20 protein-coding genes are annotated in these 19,913 nt (G+C 69.7%); 12 read left to right on the top strand and 8 right to left on the bottom strand.

The genetic code is table 11. The features are described from left to right. Nucleotides 1-7: 7 nt before the first annotated feature. Together ABZX12_RS19235 and ABZX12_RS19230 are read right to left on the bottom strand one after the other, a co-directional pair. On the bottom strand, nt 8-889 hold the full coding sequence (locus tag ABZX12_RS19235) for an SAM-dependent methyltransferase (RefSeq protein WP_355694787.1): 882 nt from the start codon (nt 887-889) through the stop codon (nt 8-10). Then, a complete protein-coding gene (locus tag ABZX12_RS19230) occupies nt 889-1,446 on the bottom strand; it encodes a 2'-5' RNA ligase family protein (RefSeq protein ID WP_355694785.1) in 558 nt (185 codons plus the stop codon). The genes ABZX12_RS19235 and ABZX12_RS19230 overlap by 1 nt, the downstream gene beginning before the upstream one ends. A gap of 82 nt (nt 1,447-1,528) precedes the next feature. Between ABZX12_RS19230 and ABZX12_RS19225 the strand changes: the two genes are divergently transcribed. The 7 genes from ABZX12_RS19225 to ABZX12_RS19195 all read left to right on the top strand — a co-directional run bounded on the left by ABZX12_RS19225 (nt 1,529) and on the right by ABZX12_RS19195 (nt 8,519). Continuing rightward, complete coding sequence (locus tag ABZX12_RS19225) at nt 1,529-2,404, top strand: Rossmann-like and DUF2520 domain-containing protein (RefSeq protein ID WP_355694783.1); 876 nt, start codon at nt 1,529-1,531, stop codon at nt 2,402-2,404. Beyond that, nucleotides 2,401-3,228 (top strand): pantoate--beta-alanine ligase, encoded by an 828-nt coding sequence (panC, locus tag ABZX12_RS19220; protein WP_355481933.1) that lies wholly within the window; start codon nt 2,401-2,403, stop codon nt 3,226-3,228. The genes ABZX12_RS19225 and panC overlap by 4 nt, the downstream gene beginning before the upstream one ends. A gap of 22 nt (nt 3,229-3,250) precedes the next feature. Continuing rightward, nucleotides 3,251-4,918 carry an L-aspartate oxidase gene (locus ABZX12_RS19215; protein ID WP_355694781.1) on the top strand — a complete coding sequence of 556 codons (1,668 nt, stop codon included), beginning with the start codon at nt 3,251-3,253 and terminating at the stop codon, nt 4,916-4,918. Continuing rightward, nucleotides 4,911-5,765: a carboxylating nicotinate-nucleotide diphosphorylase gene (gene nadC, locus ABZX12_RS19210; protein ID WP_355694779.1), complete on the top strand. Its 855-nt coding sequence runs from the start codon at nt 4,911-4,913 to the stop codon at nt 5,763-5,765. Before ABZX12_RS19215 ends, nadC begins: the two co-directional genes overlap by 8 nt. After that, the gene (locus ABZX12_RS19205; protein WP_355694777.1) at nt 5,765-6,529 is read left to right on the top strand and encodes a type III pantothenate kinase; all 765 of its coding nucleotides are present in this window, start codon (nt 5,765-5,767) and stop codon (nt 6,527-6,529) included. The genes nadC and ABZX12_RS19205 overlap by 1 nt, the downstream gene beginning before the upstream one ends. 77 nt (nt 6,530-6,606) lie before the next feature. After that, nucleotides 6,607-7,053 carry a hypothetical protein gene (locus ABZX12_RS19200; RefSeq protein WP_355694775.1) on the top strand — a complete coding sequence of 149 codons (447 nt, stop codon included), beginning with the start codon at nt 6,607-6,609 and terminating at the stop codon, nt 7,051-7,053. A 29-nt stretch (nt 7,054-7,082) separates the two neighbouring features. Continuing rightward, complete coding sequence (locus tag ABZX12_RS19195) at nt 7,083-8,519, top strand: multicopper oxidase family protein (RefSeq protein WP_355694773.1); 1,437 nt, start codon at nt 7,083-7,085, stop codon at nt 8,517-8,519. Here the strand turns inward: ABZX12_RS19195 and ABZX12_RS19190 are convergent. Then, nucleotides 8,507-9,067 (bottom strand): carboxymuconolactone decarboxylase family protein, encoded by a 561-nt coding sequence (locus ABZX12_RS19190; protein WP_355694771.1) that lies wholly within the window; start codon nt 9,065-9,067, stop codon nt 8,507-8,509. The genes ABZX12_RS19195 and ABZX12_RS19190 overlap by 13 nt on opposite strands. Nucleotides 9,068-9,191: 124 nt before the next feature. On the opposite strand from ABZX12_RS19190, the gene ABZX12_RS19185 reads away from it, so the two are divergent. Continuing rightward, entirely contained in the window at nt 9,192-10,499 is a 1,308-nt protein-coding gene (locus ABZX12_RS19185; RefSeq protein ID WP_355694769.1) for a hypothetical protein, read from the top strand. On the opposite strand, the gene ABZX12_RS19180 is transcribed toward ABZX12_RS19185, so the two are convergent. The 5 genes from ABZX12_RS19180 to ABZX12_RS19160 all read right to left on the bottom strand — a co-directional run bounded on the left by ABZX12_RS19180 (nt 10,485) and on the right by ABZX12_RS19160 (nt 13,192). Continuing rightward, nucleotides 10,485-11,153 carry a DedA family protein gene (locus tag ABZX12_RS19180; protein ID WP_355694767.1) on the bottom strand — a complete coding sequence of 223 codons (669 nt, stop codon included), beginning with the start codon at nt 11,151-11,153 and terminating at the stop codon, nt 10,485-10,487. The two genes, ABZX12_RS19185 and ABZX12_RS19180, sit on opposite strands and share 15 nt — an antisense overlap. A gap of 46 nt (nt 11,154-11,199) precedes the next feature. Then, on the bottom strand, nt 11,200-11,973 hold the full coding sequence (locus ABZX12_RS19175; protein WP_355694765.1) for an SPFH domain-containing protein: 774 nt from the start codon (nt 11,971-11,973) through the stop codon (nt 11,200-11,202). Nucleotides 11,974-11,978: 5 nt separating this feature from the next. Beyond that, nucleotides 11,979-12,116: a hypothetical protein gene (locus ABZX12_RS19170; RefSeq protein WP_355694763.1), complete on the bottom strand. Its 138-nt coding sequence runs from the start codon at nt 12,114-12,116 to the stop codon at nt 11,979-11,981. Further along, nucleotides 12,104-12,550, bottom strand: a complete 447-nt coding sequence (locus ABZX12_RS19165; RefSeq protein ID WP_355694762.1) for an NfeD family protein — start codon at nt 12,548-12,550, stop codon at nt 12,104-12,106. The genes ABZX12_RS19170 and ABZX12_RS19165 overlap by 13 nt, the downstream gene beginning before the upstream one ends. Before the next feature lie 72 nt (nt 12,551-12,622). After that, nucleotides 12,623-13,192: a winged helix-turn-helix domain-containing protein gene (locus tag ABZX12_RS19160; RefSeq protein ID WP_355694760.1), complete on the bottom strand. Its 570-nt coding sequence runs from the start codon at nt 13,190-13,192 to the stop codon at nt 12,623-12,625. A gap of 58 nt (nt 13,193-13,250) precedes the next feature. Between ABZX12_RS19160 and ABZX12_RS19155 the strand changes: the two genes are divergently transcribed. From ABZX12_RS19155 to ABZX12_RS19140, 4 genes are all read left to right on the top strand, one after another. Next, entirely contained in the window at nt 13,251-14,474 is a 1,224-nt protein-coding gene (locus ABZX12_RS19155; protein ID WP_355694759.1) for an MFS transporter, read from the top strand. A 10-nt stretch (nt 14,475-14,484) separates the two neighbouring features. Beyond that, entirely contained in the window at nt 14,485-16,005 is a 1,521-nt protein-coding gene (lysS, locus tag ABZX12_RS19150) for a lysine--tRNA ligase (protein ID WP_355694757.1), read from the top strand. Between the two features lie 229 nt (nt 16,006-16,234). Continuing rightward, a complete protein-coding gene (locus ABZX12_RS19145) occupies nt 16,235-16,564 on the top strand; it encodes an Lsr2 family protein (RefSeq protein WP_355694755.1) in 330 nt (109 codons plus the stop codon). A gap of 341 nt (nt 16,565-16,905) precedes the next feature. Next, complete coding sequence (locus ABZX12_RS19140) at nt 16,906-19,455, top strand: ATP-dependent Clp protease ATP-binding subunit (RefSeq protein ID WP_355694754.1); 2,550 nt, start codon at nt 16,906-16,908, stop codon at nt 19,453-19,455. The last annotated feature ends 458 nt before the right edge of the window (nt 19,456-19,913 follow it).

The following is a 19,913-nucleotide window of genomic DNA, read 5'->3' as shown; positions in this document are numbered from 1 at the left end:
TGGAGGCTCAGGCGGACAGGGCGCGCGAGGCACGCCGTACGGTGGCCGCGTCCGCCGCGGTCCAGACCCAGCCGAACCCGCCGAGTCCGGACGGGTCCAGCAACTCAGCTGCCTCACCTGCCGCCGACAGCTCGGACAGGTAGCGCCTGGCGTCCGTCTGAGCCAGCTCCAGGCTCGGGCGGGCCCCGCTGACACCCAACGCGCGCAGGGCGTCGCGTTGGCGCAGGGTGGTGCCGCCGAGCGAGTCGAGCGCCACGTGCGCGGTGATGTCGCAGGTCCCGTCGGGTGTCGGGGCGCACTCCCGTCCGTCGCGAAAGCCGGTCAGGGTCCCGTACGGCGGTCTGGACGCCTTGACGTGCCCGTAATCGACGGCGATCGCGAGACTTCCCGCCGTGAGGCGACTGACCACGTCGGCCCAGGACTGATCGCGCGGGATTCCGACCTCGGCCCGATCAGCAGGCTCGCCCGGCCACCATTTCTCCAACCAGCGCAGGTCGTTGCCTTCTACCACCGGTCCTGGGGTCAGGTCGGCGAGGAGATAGCGAGGAAGACCCGCGTCGTCCCACTCGACGACCTCGCACGGGACGTTGTCGAGCCACTCGTTCGCGACCACCAGACCGTGCAGCCGGTCGGGCAGGGCGTCGTCGAGTTCGATGTCCAGGACCTTCAGGCCCTCGGCGCGCAGCACTTGGCCCAGTTCGCCGGAGCCGGCGCCGATGTCGACGACCGTGGTGACCTCCAGTTGACGGGCCAGCCGTGCGATCGCCTGTCCGAAGAGCGCGGACGCGTGCACCGACGTACGGAAATGGGCGGACGGGCGCTCCCGGCGGTAGAAGCCGTCAGGTCCGTAGAGCGCCCGTTCCCAGGCCGCGCGGTACGTCTCGGTCATCAGGAACCCAGCGGCACGGTACCGATCCGGCCCCACACACCGGCAGCGTCCTCCCGCCACAGCCCGAGCTCCGTCAGCTGCACGGTCGGCGCCGGGGCCGCGGCCAGCGCGGCGTTCGCCTCGGCGACCACGGCCGGGCCGCCCTGGGCGGACGACGAGATCGTCAGATGCGGATGCGGGTCCGGGAACTCACCGCCGTACGGCGGGCACTCGGGGAACGCGGCGAACACGGACAGCAGGATCGACCGCACCGTGTCGAACGGCTCCGGCCGCAGCCACGCCGTACCGTTCGGGAACTGGCCGGCGGTCGGGAAGCTCAGCTCGAACGGTTCGATGGCGGCCACGGCCGACCGGAGCCGGTCCACGTCGGTGTCGGTGGGCTCGGCGACCCACGGCACCAGCACCGTCACGTGCGGCGGGATGAGCTCGGTCAGCGGGACCTGCGGCCGCGCCGTCGACCGGGACACCGAGCGCCAGCGGTCCGTGGCCGCCGCGAGCTCCGGGACTGTGATCAGAATCGCCGTCAATTCGGTGCCAGCTGCCCAAGCATCACTCACCGCGCCATGCTCTCATCACCTACGCTGACAAGTAGATCGTCTGGTACCCCGCCGCGGGACTGGAACGAGAAGAGAGTGAGTGATGGAACGGATCGGCTTGATCGGAGCCGGCCGGGCCGGGACCGCCTTGGGAGCAGCCATGGCGGCAGCCGGACATCGGTTGGTCGGAGTCACCGCGCGGTCGGACGCGTCCCGGGAACGCGCCGCCCGCCTTCTGCCCGCTGTGCCCGTGCTGACCCCCGACGAGGTCACCAGGAGCGCGGACGTCGTCCTGGTCGCCGTACCGGACGACCTGATCCGCGACGTGGCGCACACACTGCCGCTGACCAGCGCGCAGTACGTCGTTCATCTGTCCGGGGCGCACGGCCTGGCCCCACTGGCCGGCCTCGCCGCGACACCGGTCGCGCTGCACCCGTCGATGACCTTTCCAGGTGGCCCGGTGCAGCTGGACGGGGTCATGTTCACCGCGACCGCTCCGGACTCCGCCCGGTCGCTCGTCGAGCGCCTGGTGAAGGCGCTGGGCGCGCAGGTGCAGTGGGTCGCCGACGAGCAGCGTGCGCGGTACCACGCGGGACTCGTCCACGGCGCGAACCACCTGACCACGCTGATCACGCAGGCGGTCGCGGTACTGCGGGAGGCGGGCGTGTCGGACCCGGCGGCGACATTGCGCCCGCTGCTGGCCGCAACCCTCGACAACACGCTGCGATCCGGTCATCATGCGCTCACCGGGCCGATCGCCCGGGGCGATGCCGACACGGTGGCAGCACATCTGGAAGCGCTGCGAGGCAGTAGCGGGGGCAGCACGCAGCGCAGGATCGCGAGCACGTACGCCGAGCTGGCCCGCGCGACGGTCGAGCTGGCCGCGGCGGACGGCCGGCTGGACGCGGAGACGGTCCGCCGATTGACCGAGGTACTGGACGGGCACCAGGCAGATCGGACAGGGGAGGCACCTCGATGAGACTCACCCAGACCAAGGCCGAGCTGCGCGCGGCGGCCGCGATCCGGCCGCGCGCGGTCGTGATGACCATGGGGGCTCTGCACGACGGCCACGCCGCGTTGCTGGCCGAGGCGCGCGAACGGGTCGGACCGGACGGCAGCGTGGTCCTGACGATCTTCGTGAACCCGTTGCAGTTCGGGCCGACCGAGGACTTCGACCGGTACCCGCGGACGCTGGCCAGCGACCTGGCGATCGCGAAGAACGAGGGCGTCGACCTGGTCTTCAACCCCTCCCGCGACGAGCTGTACCCGAACGAGCCGTCGATCACCGTGCACCCCGGTCCGTTGGCGGACGAGCTGGAGGGCGTGTTCCGGCCCGGTCATTTCTCCGGCGTACTGACCGTGGTGTCGAAGCTGCTGCACCTCACGGCACCGGACCTGGCGCTGTTCGGCGAGAAGGACTACCAGCAGCTGACGCTGATCCGCGAGATGGTCTGCGACCTCGACATGGACGTGGACATCGTGCCGGTGCCGACCGTGCGGGAGGCGGACGGTCTCGCGCTGTCCTCACGCAACCGGTACCTGAGCGAGACCGAGCGTGACGAGGCCCTGGTGCTGTACCGGGCGCTGAGCGCCGGCGCGAAGGCCGGGATGAACGGGCCGGACGCGGTGATGGCCGCCGCGCAGGCCGAGCTCGAGGCGGTGCCGTCGGTGAAGATCGACTATCTCGCGCTGCGGGCCCCCGACCTCGGCCCGGTGATCGGCCCCGGCGAAGCCCGGATGCTGATCGCCGCCCGCGTCGGCCTGACCCGTCTCATCGACAACATTTCCATCACTCTCAGATGAAATCGGTTGATACCGTCGCGGGATGACTGCAGTTTCAGTCCCGCAACGGCTCGCCGCGCCCGAACCTGGCTGGACGGACACCGTCGACGTGGTGGTGATCGGGTCCGGGGTCGCCGGACTGACCGCCGCGCTCAAGGCCCGCGAGCTGGGCTCCGTGCTGGTGGTGACGAAGGACGTCGTCGCCTCCGGCTCCACACAGTGGGCCCAGGGCGGCATCGCCGCCGCCCTCGACCCGGAGGACTCACCCGAGGAGCACCTGCAGGACACGCTAGTCGCGGGCGCCGGGCTGAGCGACCCGGAGGCCGTCCGGGTGCTCGTCACCGAGGGACCGGACGCCGTCCGCGACCTGATCGAGTTGGGCGCGCGCTTCGACACGATGGCCGACGGCGAGATCTCGCTCGGTCGCGAGGGCGGCCACCACCGCAACCGGATCGCGCACGCCGGCGGCGACGCGACCGGCGCCGAGATCGAGCGCGCCCTGGTCGCCGCGGTCAAGCGGGCCAGGGACATCCGGCTGATCGAGCACGCCCTCGTCCTCGACCTGCAGACCGCGGCCGACGGCGCGATCGCCGGTGTCACGTTGCACGTGATGGGCGAAGGCCAACTCGACGGTGTCGGCGCGATCCGGGCCCGGGCGGTGATCCTCGCCTCCGGCGGTCTCGGACAGTTGTACGCGGCAACGACCAACCCGAGCGTGTCCACCGGCGACGGCATGGCCCTCGCGCTGCGGGCCGGCGCGAAGGTGCGGGACCTGGAGTTCGTGCAGTTCCACCCGACCGTGCTCTGGCTGGGCAAGAGCGCGAAAGGCCAGCAGCCGTTGGTGTCCGAGGCGGTCCGCGGTGAGGGCGCGTTCCTCGTCGACCACACCGGCACGCGTTTCATGCAGGGTCAGCACGAGCTCGCCGACCTCGCGCCGCGCGACATCGTGGCGAAGGCGATCATGCGCCAGATGATTGCCACCGGCAAGGATCATGCGTACCTGGACGCCCGGCACTTCGGCGACGAGTTGTGGCGGGTGCGGTTCCCGACCATCCTCGCGTCCTGCCGGTCGCACGGTATCGACCCGGTCCGCGAACTGATCCCGGTCGCGCCCGCCTGCCACTACTCGTCCGGGGGCGTGTGGACCGACCTGAACGGCCAGACCTCGGTACCCGGCCTGTACGCGTGCGGTGAGGTCGCGTGCACCGGCGTCCACGGTGCCAACCGGCTGGCCTCGAACTCGTTGCTCGAAGGCCTCGTCTTCGCCCGCCGGATCGCCGCGCACCTCGCCGACGGCCTGCCCGCGCGGCGCGAGCCGGTCGTGGACCGCCGTACGGCGGGGCTCGTCGACGCGGACGCCGTCCCCGAGGTGCAGCGGGCGATGACCGTCGGCGCCGGCGTGATCCGCAGCGCCTCCGGCCTCTCGGAGGCAGGTGCGGTGATCGGCAAACTGGTCGAGCAGCCGGCCGGCGATCCCGGGACCCCGGGCTGGGAGGCGACGAACCTGGTGACGGTCGCCTCCGCCCTGATCGCCGCCGCGACCGCGCGCGAAGAAAGCCGCGGCGCGCACTGGCGGGAGGACCACCCGGACCGCGATGATCTGCACTGGTCCGGAAGCCTGGACCTGACCCTGCCGGCGGTGGCCGAGCAGGCTGTGCCGCGGACCACGTTTGTTCCGCGCGAATCCGAGGAGAATGACCGGCATGGATGAGACAGTCGACCGCCAGTGGGTCGGTGACCTCGTGCGGGCCACCATCGAGGAGGACCTGGCCGGAGGCGTCGACGTGACGACCACCGCCACGGTCGACCCGGACCAGGTCTCGGTCGCCGAGCTGGTCGCCCGTGCCGACGGCGTGGTGGCCGGACTGGAGATCGCGGAGCTGGTGCTGCGTCAGGTCGCCGCGCCGGACGAGATCGAGCTCGAGTTCACGGTCCGCGACGGCGCCTCGGTGCGGCAGGGTGACGTGCTGCTGACGGTGCGTGGCAAGACCCGGCAGCTGCTCACCGCCGAGCGCACCACGCTGAACCTGCTCTGCCACCTGAGCGGTGTCGCGACGCTGACCCGGCGCTGGGTGGACGAGGTCGACGGCACCGGCGCGGTGATCCGCGACACCCGCAAGACGATGCCGCTGCTGCGGTCCCTGGAGAAGTACGCCGTGCGCTGCGGCGGCGGGAAGAACCACCGGATGGGCCTGTCCGACGCCGCGCTGATCAAGGACAACCACGTGATCGCGGCCGGCGGCGTCGCCGAAGCGTTCCGGCTGGTCCGCAAGGCGTACCCGGAGATCTCGATCGAGGTCGAGGTGGACTCGGTCGAGGACGCCCTGATCGCGGTCGAGTCCGGCGCCGAGCTGATCCTGCTGGACAACATGGACGTCCCGCTGCTGCGCGAGGCGGTCGAGAAGGTGGCCGGCCGGTCGAAGCTCGAGGCGTCCGGCGGGCTGACGCTGGACAAGGCGCGCGCGGTCGCCGAGACCGGCGTCGACTACCTCGCGATCGGCGCGCTGACGCACTCCGCCCCCGTGCTCGACATCGCGCTGGACCTCAAGGAGTCCTGATGTTGCTGGCCGTTGCCGTGGAGAACACCAGGACGCTCGTCGGCCTGGTGTTCGAGGGCACGGTCAAGCGGCACTGGTGGGTCGGGACCGATCCGCGGCGGACGGCGGACGAGTGGGCCGTGCTGCTGCAGGGCCTGCTCACAGGTGAGTCGCCGGTGTCCGGGATCGCCGTGTCCTCCGCCGTACCGCACGTGTTGCACGAACTACGCGACGTTGTCGCGCGCTACTACCAGGGGGTGCCGAGCGTCGTCGTCGAGCCCGGCGTGAAGACCGGACTGCCGGTGCTGGTGGACAACCCGCGCGAGGTCGGCACGGACCGGATCGCGAACGCGCTGGCAGCGGTGACGCTGTACGGCGCGCCCTGCCTCGTTGTCGACGTCGGCACGGCGATCACGATCGACGTGGTCAACCCGGCCGGCGCCTTCGTCGGCGGAGTGATTGCCCCGGGCATCGAAACCGCGACCGACGCGCTCGGCGAGGCGGCCGCGCAGTTGCGCCGCGTCGAGCTGGTCCGACCGCGCTCGGTGGTCGCGAAGAACACCGTGGAGGCCCTGCAGTCCGGGGCGATCCACGGTTTCGCCGCGCTGGTCGACGGCCTGGTCGCGCGGATCCGGACCGAGCAGTCTCTCGGCCAGGACCTTCCGGTCGTCCTGACCGGTGCGCTCGCGCCGCTGCTCGCCGGCCAGCTCGGGACGCCGGTCCGCGACGAACCGTTGCTGACCCTGCGCGGCCTGTATCAGGCGTTCGCCCGCAACCACGGCTGACCGGATCAACCTCTTGTGCCCCTGAGGTGACCTGGCTCACTATGAGCCGAGGGTGACTTCAGGGGGTTGGGGGAAATATGAGGTCTGTCTACCGTGCCTTGGCCGGACTGATCGCGATCGGCGTGCTGGTCCAGGCGATGGCGATCGCACTCGCCTGGTTCACGGTCATCAAGGACGTCGACGACGGTCTGGTGTTCACGAAGGACTCCGACGCCAACGCCGGGCACATGATCCACACGATCGTCGGCAGCGGGGTCATCCCGTTGCTCGCGATCCTGCTGCTGGTCGTGTCGTTCTTCGCGAAAGTCGACGGCGGCGTCCGCTGGGCGCTGTACGTCTTCGGCCTGGTCGCGTTGCAGTTCGGGCTGGCCGCCGCGTCCTTCGGTGTACCGGTGATCGGCGCGTTGCACGGCCTGAATGCGTTCGCCTTGCTTGCGGTCGCGGGGATGGCCTCGCGGCGCGCGGCAGGACCGGCCCCGGTGGCCGCCGAGGCTCCGGCCACGACCACCGAGACCACGCCGTAGATGCCGCTGGCAACTGACGGGCGGCGGCCGTGACTCTGCGGCCGCCGTCTCGTCGTGCGCTGATCGCGATCGCCGCGACGATCGTCGTGCTCGCGCCGCTCGGGTTCTTCTGGCAGCGGAGCCTGGTCCCGAACGACCTCTCGCCGATGGCGATGGGGTACGCCGACTACGGCGGCGGGCCGGCGGCGGCGCACGACCATCACGGCACGGACGTCCGTCAGCTGACCGGTCCCGTCAGCCAGAAGCCAGATGTCACGGTGGACCTGGTGGCGCGCGAGGAGCGCTTCGACATCCCGGGTCGCGGATCCACGGACGGGTACACCCTGAACCACACGTCGCCCGGTCCCCGGATCGTCGCGAAACGGGGCGAGCTGGTGCAGGTCACGCTGCGCAACGAGAACGTTGCCGACGGCATCACCTTGCACTGGCACGGTGTCGACGTACCGAACGCCGAGGACGGTGTCGCGGGTGTCACGCAGGACGCGGTCGGACCCGGCCGGTCGTTCGTGTACCGCTTCGTCGCGAAGGACGCCGGCACGTACTGGTACCACTCGCACCAGGTGTCGCACGAGCAGGTGCGGAAGGGCCTGTACGGCGTCCTGGTCATCGAGCCGACGCCGACGGACGTGGTCGCCGCGGTCCACACCTACGACAAGATCCGCACGGTGAACGGCGGGTACGGCGAACGGCGGGTGCAGGCGCCGGGCCCGATCGCGCGCGTCCGGCTGATCAACACCGACAACGGGCCGATGGCGGTCTGGGTGGACGGGGCGCCGTACAAGGTGGTCGCGGTCGACGGGACCGACGTGAACGGACCGACCGAGGTGAGTGGGAAATCGGTGCTCGTCACCGCCGGCGGCCGGATCGACCTCGAGGTGCCGACGGCGAAGGCGGTCCGGATCGGTCTCGGCGGCGGACCGACGACGCTGGTGATCGGGGACGGCGACGCACCGGCCGGGACCGAGCCGCGTGAGCGCGTCGACCTGCTGAGCTACGGATCACCGCGACCGCTCGGGTTCGATCCGGCGAAGGCGACCCGCTCGTTCCGGTACGGCATCGGCCGGCGGATCGGGTTCTTCGACGGCAGGCCCGGGCTGTGGTGGACGATCAACGGGCACCAGTTCCCGGACGTGCCGATGTTCGTGGTCAGCGAGGGCGACGTGGTCCGGATGACGATCGCGAACACCTCCGGCCAGGTCCATCCGATGCACCTGCACGGCCATCACGTCGTCGTGCTGAGCCGCGACGGGGTGCGCGCGACCGGGAGTCCGTGGTGGACGGACTCCCTCAACGTCGAGGACAAGGAGACCTACGAGGTCGCCTTCGTGGCCGACAACCCGGGGATCTGGATGGACCACTGCCACAACCTCCCGCACGCCGCGCAAGGCCTGGTGACGCACCTGATGTACGCCGGTGTCACGACCGGGTACCACCTCGGCGGCGCGCCGGACAATCAGCCCGAGTAGATCGGGCGGCCGACCGTCAGCGCCGCGCGCAGCGTGTCGGGCAGGCCGTTGAACGCCGAGTCCGGCTGGGTGCCGGTGGCGTCGAGGGTCTTGGAGAAGAAGGACCGCGCCGCGGCGGCCAGGACGACGTCGAGCACGTCGGCGTCCGACAGGCCGAGCGTCCGCAGCTCGTCGACATCGGCCTGCGTGACCGTGTCGGCGGCGAGTGCGACCTTCCGCGCGAACGCCATCACCGCGCGGTCGACCGGGTCGTTCGGCGGCTCGTCCACCAGCGCCACGACTTCCTCGGCGGTGTAGAACTTGTCGGCCAGCACCTGCCCGTGCGCGAGGCTGCAGTAGCTCGACTTCAGCGCGGTCGCGGCGGCCAGCGTGGCGAGCTCGTAGCGGCGCAGGTCCATGGACTCCTTGATCGCGCCGTTGAGCTGTTTCCAAGCCTCGTAGACCGCGGGCCGCGCGGCGAACGCGTGGACGAAGTTGGGCACGTGCCCGGCCGGCGCCCGGTTCGCCTCGAACAACTCCGGATCGTTCGGCGTCTCGATGAATGCCATCGTGGTTTCCCCCCTCAGTGGCTTACCTCAAGGTAAGTGTGGGGTACCGATCCGGCAACGGTCTTGGGGAAAGGGCACCTGGGTCTGGGTATGGTTCACCCGGTCGGTCGTGAGGAGACGTGGGATGGGCGGAATGCGGCGGGTGCTCGCCGTGGCGCTGGCGATGGTGGCCGGGGCCGTCTCGCTGACGGCCTGTGCCACGGACCCGGCGCCGACCGACGTCGCCGTCGCGTGGGCGCCGAACGGCCGGCCGGCCGTGGTGGTGACCTGGAAGGACACCGCCCAGCCGAACCGGATCACGATCGAGGGCGTGCTCAGCGAGAGCCCGTCGTACGTGAAGTACATCCCGGCCGGTGATCCGAACCGGTGGGAGATCCCGACCTCGGCGTTCCCGCCGGACGGGAACTACAAGATCGCCGTGGCGACCGGGACGTCCCAGGGCGGCGTGACCAGCGATCTGACCAGGTCGCCGGTGTTCGACACCGACGGGCCGGTGCTGCCGAGCGCGGCCGCGGTGGCGCCGCAGGGCCGCGGGATCCTGGTCAGGTGGTCGGTGCCGGCCGCGCCGCAGGACTTCACGCCGAACGATCCGCTGGACGTGAAGGGCGGCAAGACCCAGCGGTACGTGCCGATGATCGGGCGGCCCGGCCAGATGCTCAAGGTGATCGGCCCGGCGACGACCTCGAACCGGCAGGTGGTCAAGAGCGTCAAACCGCCGTACGTCTTCCAGTTGCGCACCCAGAACGAGTGGAGCACCCGGACCGGCGGGCAGGTGCTCGGGCTGACCAGTTCGATCAACGCGGCCGTCCCGGCGCTGGCCCAGTTCAGTGTGCCGATCCGGATCCGCGGGCGGGTCATCCTGCACCAGGTCGGCTGCGACCTCGAGTCGCCGTGCACGAGCAGGCGCGCGACGCCGGCCGGCGTACCGGTCGTGGTGCTGACCCAGGTCGCGCCGGGCGCACGGTGGACCCCGGCCGCGCGCGGGTCGACGACGGGTGGCGGGTACTACGACATCGCGGTGCCGACCGGCGGCAGCCGCCCGTACAAGATCGTCGTTCCGGAGTACGTCAAGGGCGGGATGCTGACGGGAACGTCGACCAGCAGGCCGGCGTACACGAAAAGCGTCGTCCGGGTCGCGTCGGCCGGTTTCGCCGGCGGCGACACCGCGGTCGCCCGCGGCTCGACGGTGACCGTGTCGGTGGCGGTGAAGCCGGCCATGAACACGATCGTGATGCTGCAGGCGTGGAACCGGCAGACCCGGCGGTGGGTGGACTCCAAGGCGCTGCCGATGCGCCGCGGCCAGGCGGCACTGGCGTTCAAGGCGGCGCAGCCGGGCGACTTCGTCTACCGGTTCGTGATTCCCGGCGCGATGATGTTCGGCCGGCCGATGGACGGGACCACCACGCCGCAGTTGGCGCTACACGTCCGCTGACTCGACCGCGGGGGCGACGTCGAGCGCCTCGGTCTGCTCCCGGCTGCGCTTGCGGACCTTGCGGACGACGTACAGCACGACCACCGCGACGCCGACCGCGATCAGCGCGCCGACCGAGACCCGGCCGAAGATCTGGTCGGCGTTGTCGCCGATCTTGTACGCGACGACGCCGATCGTGGTCGCCCAGGCGATGCCGCCGGCCGCGTTCGCGGCCAGGAACCGCGGGTAGTGCATCCGCAGCATGCCGGCCATCGGGCCCGCGAAGATCCGCAGCAGGGCGACGAACCGGCCGAAGAACACCGTCCAGACGCCGTACTTGTGGAAGTACTTCTCGGCCCGCACGATCCGGTCTTCGGAGAAGTGGTGGAAGCGGCGGCCGAGCCGTTCGAACAGCCGGCGGCCGGCCTTGCGGCCGATGAAGTAGCCGATCGAGTCGCCGACGATCGCACCCACCGCCGCGGCCAGGATCACGAACTCGATCTTCAGGTGGTGCTGCTGCGACGCGAGCAGCGCGGCGGCGATGAGCGTGGTCTCACCGGGCAGCGGCACCCCCATGCTCTCCACGCCGATGACAAGTCCGACCACCAGGTACGCCAGGACGGCCACCCCGGACGGGATGGCGATCGCCTGCGCGATCAGCAGAGGTTCCCCCATGCACCCATAGTGACATCGTGGGACAACCGATTTGGTGACCGGGCAACTATCCCCGGGAGATTTCAGGGTCGTGGCCGTTGCCGGACGGCACCTGGGACGGCACCTGGGACGGCACCTGCGGCGCCACCGTGGGGGCCTCGCCGTTGAACGCCTTGGTGACGTTCTGCAGTGCGGTCGTGACCTCGGAAGGGATCACCCAGAACGTGTTGCCGGGTCCCTTGGCGAGCTCGGGGAGCATCTGCAGGTACTGGTACGCGAGTAGCTTCGGGTCCGGGTCGTTGCGGTGGATCGCGTCGAACACGGTGTCGATCGCCTTCGCCTGTCCTTCGGCCCGCAGGATCGCCGCCTGCCGGTCGCCTTCCGCGGTCAGGATCCGGGACTGCCGCTGCCCCTCGGCGGCCAGGATCGCGGCCCGCTTCTCGCGCTCGGCCCGCATCTGCTTCTCCATCGACTCCTTGATCGACGCCGGCGGCTCGATCGCCTTCAGTTCGACCCGGTTCACCCGGATGCCCCACTTGCCCGAGGCCTCGTCCAGGACGCCGCGCAGGATCGAGTTGATGTGCTCGCGCGACGTCAGGGTCTTCTCCAGGTCCAGCGCGCCGATGACGTTGCGCAGGGTGGTGACGGTGAGTTGCTCGATCGCCTGGATGTAGTTCGCGATCTCGTACGCCGCCGCGCGCGGGTCGGTCACCTGGAAGTACAGCACCGTGTCGATGTGCACGACCAGGTTGTCCTCGGTGATCACCGAGTTCGGCTCGAACGACACCACCTGTTCGCGCAGGTCGATCAGCTGCCGGGGGCGGTCGACGAACGGGATCACGATGTTCAGCCCCGGTTCGAGCGTACGCAGGTACCGGCCGAGGCGCTCGACATTGCCCGGGCCTGCGGCACGATCCGTACCGTCCGCAGGACCAGGACGACGGCGAGCAGTGCGGCGACCAGTCCGATGATCAGTTCGGCCATGGTTCCTCCTGGGGATGCACGAGGGCGGTGGCCCCCTCGATCGCGAAGACGTCGACCCGGGTGCCCGCGGGGATGTGCAGGTGCGGGTCGTAGGAGCGTGCGCTCCATTCCTCGCCGCCGATCCGGACCCGCCCGGCGTCCCGGTCGCAGGCGGCGAGCACGACGGCCTCGCGGCCGACCAGCGCGGCGACCCCGGTGCGGAGCTTCGGGTGGCCGGTCAGGTGCCGGCGCGCGATCGGGCGGACCAGGGTGACCATCGCGGCGGCGGTGACCACGAACGCGAGCACCTGGAAGCCGACGCCGAGTCCGAGGGCGGCGATCCCGGCCGCGGCGAGCGCCGCGATGGCGAGCAGGAGCAGGTCGAAGGTCGCTGTCATCAACTCGGCCGAGCCGAGGACGGCGGCGATGATCAACCACAGGATCCAGGACTGCATGACAACCACCCGGCGGAGAAACACCCTCTGCTTCGAAGGTACTCCTGGATACGCCGCCAGGCAGCTAACGGTTCAGCTGCCTTCCGGCGCCTTCCCGATCGGCACGACGGCGATCAGCGAGCTGACCTGGCGCGCACCGGCCGGATGATCGGCCTGCGTCCGGTTCTCCTTGTACCGGTCGACCAGGTCGTTGAGTTCCTGGCCGAACCGCCGGGCTTCGTCGTGGGTCAGCCACAACCGGGAGCGGCTCATCGAGCTGACGTCGTCCCACGGATCGTCCTCGGCCATCTCCGCGAACTGCTCGAGGACCCCGTCCACGGCCGTCCGCATGATCGCCTGGCCCGCCAGTCGCCCGGCACCGCCGCTCTGCGAGTCGATCCGCAGGCTCGCCGCCCGGGCCCGCCACGGCCGCTCGCGGCCGTCGGCAGTCTCGTCGGCGCGCTCGATGATGCCCCACTTCTCCAGCGCGCGCAGGTGGTAGCTCATCGCCGACGGCGTCAGCCCGGCGATCTCGGCGCACTCGGTCGCGGTCAGCACCTGGCCGTTGTAGAGCTCGTCGATGACCCGCTGCCGCGCCGGGTGCGCCAGGGCGCGGATCGCGTGCGGATCGGTGATCACCACCGCGGGCTTCTGCTTGGCCACGACGTCAGCGTAGCGAACCCCTTGACGGATGAAAATGTGAAGCATTAACTTCATAACTATGAAGCAAATACTTCAGACCTCGATCTGGTCGCACCGGGACATCCGGCTCGTACTGCCCGCCCGCGCGCTGTCGTTCGCGGGTGACTCCATCGCGCTGATCGCGCTGATGCTGCGCGTCTCCGAAGGTCACGGCCCGGCCGCGATCACGGCTCTCCTGCTCGCGTTCGCCGTGCCGACCGTGGCGATGATCCCGTTCGCGGGGCGGATCGTGGACGGCTTCGACTCGCGGACGGTTCTGGTCTGGTCAGGGCTGCTGCAGGTGGTGGCCGGGGTCGGGCTGGCGCTCGTTCACGACCTGGCCAACACGCTGGCGCTGGTGTGTGTGCTGCAGGTCGGCCAAGCGGTCTCCGGGCCCGCGTGGGGGGCGCTGATCCCGCGAATCGTCGGCGAGGATCTCGTCGGTCGCGCCACCGGGACGAGTCAGGCCCTGATCGGGGTCGCGATGCTGGCGGGTTCGGCGGCCGGTGGTGTGCTGGTGGGCTGGGCCGGGACCCGTGGCGCCCTGCTCGTCGACGCCGGGACCTTCCTGGTCCTGGTGCTCGTGGCACAACTGGTCCGGACCCGTCGGCGGCCGGAGCCCGGCAGCGCCGACGAGGGCGGCGGGGTGTCGGCCGGCCTGCGCGCGATCTTCGGTGACGACCTGCTGCGCGTTCTCGTGCCGGCGATCTGGCTGTTCGTGGTCGCCGGCGAGGCGGTCAACGTCGTGGAGGTCTTCCTGATCACCGGCGAACTCGGTCTCGGCCCTTCCCTGTACGGCGCGGCGGGCGCGGCGACCGGCGCCGGGGCGATCCTCGGCGCCTGGTCCAGCGGCCGGCTGAACGGTGACCGGTCCAGGGCCGTCGGAGTCGTCGTGGGGATGGCGGCCATCGGCGGGTCGAGTGTGCTGATGGGGCTGGCCGGCAACCTCGTCACGCTGATGATCGGCGCCACCGCGATCGGCGTCGGCAGCGGGATGCTGAACGCGGCCGCCAACGCGCTCGTGGTGACGAGGTCCGCGGAGACGGTCCGCGGCCGGGTGATCGCGGCCCTGAACGGCACGGTCCGGTCGTTCAGCATTCTCGCGATGCTGCTGGGCGGTCTGGCAGGTGCGGTGCTCGGTCCGCGAGGCACGTTCGTGACCTGTGGACTCGCGTGCGCGGCGGCCGCCGCGGTGCTCGGCGCCGTCGTCACCCGGAGCACGGCCGGAACAAAGGATTCGGAGCTGGAGGCGGTCAGTCACTAGCCTTTGGGGCATGACTGATGCACACGTGGACCCGGTGAACCCCGACAGCGGGCAGGACGACCTGCCCGAGCAGATGCGGGTCCGCCGGGAGAAGCGTGACCGGCTGCTGGCGGAAGGAGTGCCGCCGTACCCGATCTCGGTGCCGCGGACGCACCTGCTGAAGGACCTGCGGGCCAAGTACGACGCGCAGGACCTGGAGCCCGACACGCGGACCGGTGAGCAGGTCTCGGTGACCGGCCGGGTGATCTTCCTGCGCAACACCGGCAAGCTCTGCTTCGTCCGGCTCCGCGAGGGTGACGGGACCGAGCTGCAGGTGATGTTCTCGCTCGCCGACCTCGGCGAGGAGGAGCTGGCCCGGTTCAAGCAGCTCGTCGACATCGGCGACCTGCTGTCGGTCCAGGGCGAGGTGATCACCAGCCGGCGCGGTGAGCTGTCCGTGCAGGCGACCACGTGGCAGATGGCCGCGAAGACGCTCCGCCCGCTGCCGAACGAGCACAAGCCGCTCAGCGAAGAGGCCCGTGTCCGGATGCGGTACGTCGACCTGATCGTGCGGCCCGAGGCGCGCGAGATGGTCCGCGCGAAGGCGGCCGTTCTGAAGGCGCTGCGCGCGACGTACGACGAGCGCGGCTTCGTCGAGGTCGAGACACCGGTGCTGCAGTTGACCAACGGCGGCGCCGCGGCCCGGCCGTTCTCGACCCACCTGAACGCCTTCGACCAGGAGATGAAGCTGCGGATCGCGCTCGAGCTCGACCTCAAGCGGGCGATGATCGGCGGCGTCGACCGGGTCTACGAGATCGGCCGGACGTTCCGCAACGAGGGGCTGGACTCCACGCACTCGGCGGAATTCTCGATGATCGAGGCGTACGAGGCGTACGGCGATTACGACACGATGGCCGAGCTGATCCAGGAGCTGATCCGGAACGCGGGCCGGGCGATCGGCCGGACGACGATCACCGGGCGCGACGGTTCGGTCATCGACATCGAGCAGCCGTTCCAGCACGCGACGCTTTTCGGGCTGCTCTCCGAAGCGGTCGGCGAGAGTGTCGACGCGAGCACCGACCTGGCCACGCTGACCAAGTTGGCCGAGCAGCACGACGTCGAGCTGCAGCCCGGCCGGAATGCCGGCGAGATCGCGGTCGACTTGTTCGAGAAGCTCTGCGAGCACACGCTGATCCAGCCCACCTTTGTCCGCGACTATCCGGAGTCGGCACGGCCGCTGGCGAAGCCGCACCGGGAAATTCCGGGCCTGGTCGAGGCCTGGGACCTGTTCTTCAACGGGGTCGAACTCGGGGTTGCGTACTCGGAGCTGAACGACCCGGTGATCCAGCGCGATCGCCTGGAGGCACAGTCGTTGCTGGCCGCGGCCGGCGACCCGGAGGCGATGGACCTGGACGAGGACTTCCTGCGCGCGATGGAATTCGGGATGCCGCCGGCCGGCGGGATGGGGATGGGCCTGGACCGCTTGGTGATGTTGCTCACCGGGACCGGTATCCGGGAGACGATTCTGTTCCCGTTGCTCCGCCCGGAGTGATTTCGGCAATCCCCGCGCGGGTCGTTGCATAGCACAACGGACGGCCTTCGCAAATCCAGGGACCGAATTCATTCCGGCCGGGCCGGATCGAACCGGGTGAATACTCAAGGTAACCGAGGATGCGCAGCGTCGATGAATGACAAGTGCCTGGTTTGTGCGGTACAAATCAGGTGCTAACAATTCGGCAGGGGGATTGTGCCCGATGGCGGGCGCGGAAAGGTTGTCATCGATGGCGCAAAGGGTGCAGGTGGTTCTCGAGGACGATCTCGACGGCGGTAAGGCCGACGAGACCGTGACCTTCGGGCTGGACGGAACGACGTACGAGATCGACCTGTCCAAGAAGAATGCCGCCAAACTGCGCGACGCCCTCGCCGCGTATGTCGGCTCCGGCCGCCGGGTGGCCGGCCGCCGCGGCGCGACCGGCCGGGCGCGGGGCCGTGGCCGGTCGGCCTCGGACTCCGCGGACATCCGGGCCTGGGCGAAGGAGAACGGCTACGAGGTCAGCGAGCGCGGCCGGATCTCGGCCGAGGTGCGCGCGGCGTACAACGAAGCCAAGTAATTTCCAGCTGCCGCCGGTCCCGGCACCCGCTTCGGGTGTCGGGACCGTCCGCATTCCGGTTGTTTCACAGAGTGGGACACGGCGTGTCGGATGCGATCGCTGAGTCGGCAGGTAGTTCGGCGGAATTCGCTGGTGGCGAACACGCTGTCGGATCACGGTGCACCGGGAACACGCTGGTGATCAGTGCGGTTGTTCCCTTGTGATGCCGACCTGAGGGCCGACGGACGCGTGATCGGGTGTTCGCCGAGAGCGAGCCTGTCGGCACCGGGGACTAGCATGCAGGTACGGGGGTCGGCCACCACGGCACGTCCGACTCCTCTGAGGCAAGGAGCGCTTTGGCGATGTTTGAACGATTTACGGACCGCGCCCGTCGGGTAGTCGTCCTGGCACAGGAAGAGGCCAGGATGCTCAGCCACAACTACATCGGGACCGAGCACATCCTGCTCGGCCTGATCCACGAGGGTGAGGGTGTCGCCGCCAAGGCTCTCGAGAGCCTGGGTATCTCGCTCGAGGCCGTTCGTTCCCAGGTCGAGGAGATCATCGGCCAGGGGCAGCAGGCACCGAGCGGGCACATCCCGTTCACCCCCCGCGCCAAGAAGGTGCTGGAGCTCTCCCTGCGTGAGGCCCTGCAGTTGGGCCACAACTACATCGGCACCGAGCACATCCTGCTCGGCCTCATCCGCGAGGGTGAGGGTGTCGCCGCGCAGGTCCTGGTCAAGCTCGGTGCGGACCTGAACAAGGTCCGGCAGCAGGTCATCCAGCTGCTGAGCGGATACCAGGGCAAGGAGACCACCGCCGCCGGCGGTGCGCCCACCGAGGGTGCGCCCAGCAGCTCCCTGGTGCTCGACCAGTTCGGCCGGAACTACACCCAGTCCGCTCGTGAGGCGAAGCTCGACCCGGTGATCGGGCGCGAGACCGAGATCGAGCGGGTCATGCAGGTGCTGTCCCGGCGGACCAAGAACAACCCTGTCCTGATCGGTGAGCCGGGCGTCGGCAAGACCGCCATCGTGGAGGGTCTGGCCCAGCAGATCGTCCGCGGTGACGTCCCGGAGACGCTGAAGGACAAGCAGATCTACTCCCTCGACCTGGGCGCCCTGGTGGCCGGTTCGCGCTACCGCGGCGATTTCGAGGAGCGCCTGAAGAAGGTGCTCAAGGAGATCCGCACCCGCGGCGACATCGTGCTGTTCATCGACGAGATCCACACCCTCGTCGGGGCCGGCGCGGCCGAGGGCGCGATCGACGCGGCGAGCATCCTGAAGCCGATGCTGGCCCGCGGTGAGCTGCAGACCATCGGCGCCACCACCCTCGACGAGTACCGCAAGTACGTCGAGAAGGACGCCGCGCTGGAGCGCCGGTTCCAGCCGATCCAGGTGGCCGAGCCCTCGATCGCGCACACGATCGAGATCCTCAAGGGCCTCCGCGACCGGTACGAGGCGCACCACCGGGTGACGATCACCGACGCCGCGCTGGTGAACGCCGCGCAGATGGCCGACCGGTACATCTCGGACCGGTTCCTGCCGGACAAGGCGATCGACCTGATCGACGAGGCCGGCGCCCGGCTCCGGATCCGCCGGATGACCGCTCCGCCGGACCTGCGCGAGTTCGACGAGAAGATCGCGACCGTGCGCCGGGAGAAGGAATCGGCGATCGACGCGCAGGACTTCGAGCGCGCCGCGCGGCTGCGCGACGACGAGAAGAAGCTGATCAACGCGAAGTCCGAGCGGGAGAAGCAGTGGAAGGCCGGCGACATGGACGTCGTCGCCGAGGTCGACGAGGAGCTGATCGCCGAGGTGCTCAGCACGGCGACCGGCATCCCGGTGTTCAAGCTGACCGAGGAGGAGTCCTCGCGGCTGCTGGACATGGAGAAGGAGCTGCACAAGCGCTACATCGGCCAGGAAGACGCGGTCAAGGCGCTGTCCCGCTCGATCCGGCGCACCCGCGCCGGCCTGAAGGACCCGCGGCGCCCGAGCGGCTCGTTCATCTTCGCCGGCCCGTCCGGTGTCGGTAAGACCGAGCTGTCGAAGGCGCTGACCGAGTTCCTGTTCGGCGACGAGAACGCGCTGATCAGCCTCGACATGTCGGAGTACTCGGAGAAGCACACGGCCTCCCGGCTGTTCGGTTCGCCTCCTGGGTACGTCGGCTACGAAGAGGGCGGCCAGCTGACCGAGAAGGTGCGCCGCAAGCCGTTCAGCGTGGTGCTGTTCGACGAGGTCGAGAAGGCCCACCCGGACATCTTCAACTCGCTGCTGCAGATCCTGGACGAGGGTCGTCTGACCGACGCCCAGGGCCGCGTGGTCGACTTCAAGAACACCGTGATCATCATGACCACCAACCTGGGCACGAAGGACATCGCGAAGTCGGTCTCCCTCGGCTTCTCCCAGGCGAACGACGTCACGGGTTCGTACGAGAAGATGAAGGCGAAGGTCACCGAGGAGCTGAAGCAGCACTTCCGGCCGGAGTTCCTGAACCGCGTGGACGAGATCGTCGTCTTCCACCAGCACACGATGGACGACATCGTCCGGATCGTGGACCTGATGGTGGCGCAGATCGAGCAGCGCCTGAAGGACAAGGACATGGGCATCGAGCTCACGCCGGCGGCGAAGGAACTCGTCGCCAAGCGCGGCTTCGACCCGGTCCTGGGCGCCCGCCCGCTGCGCCGCGCACTGCAGCGCGACGTGGAGGACGTGCTGGCCGAGAAGATCCTGTTCGGGGAGCTGCGTCCCGGCCAGATCGTGCTCGTCGACGCCGCGCCGGAAGGCACGGTCAACGACGACGGCCTGACCGAGTACTTCACCTTCACCGGTAACCAGAAGTCCTCGACGTCCGACCTGGAGCTCACCGACCTGACCACCGGCGGCTCCACCGGCAGCACCGGCCTCCAGGACAGCTGACCCACAACCGACCACCACACGAGACGCTCGGACGGCATCCCCGCCCGAGCGTCTCGCACGTCCACACCCGTACCCCCCGCTCGCCCCACCTCCGCCCCGCTCGCCGAGTTGTGGCAAATGGCTCTGGGGTGTGGCAACGAGTCGTGGATATCGGCTGTTCGGAGCAGCCAATATCCACGACTCGGCGGCGCGGGGGGTCGCCGATTGCCACGACTCGGCGAGCGCGAGGCCGGGGGCGGGGTGGAGTGGTGGTGGAGTACTGCGGTGGGGTTCGGCGTACGGAAGACACGCCTGATTTGCGTGGATGCTACTGATTGGTCGTATCGTCCTGCGGAGCGTGATCATTTCGGTGCCCAGACGGCTTCCGTCCGCCTTCGGTTCGATGGGAAGATCGCGCGACTGCTGATGAAGCAGTTACCTACCGCCTGTCTACCGCGTTGTTAACCCTGTGAGCACGC

The organism is Kribbella sp. NPDC003505, from assembly GCF_040610875.1.
In the GTDB taxonomy this organism is placed as follows: domain Bacteria; phylum Actinomycetota; class Actinomycetes; order Propionibacteriales; family Kribbellaceae; genus Kribbella.
The sequence above is the reverse complement of the archived record's forward strand: the minus strand, read 5'-3'. Positions and strand labels throughout refer to the sequence as shown.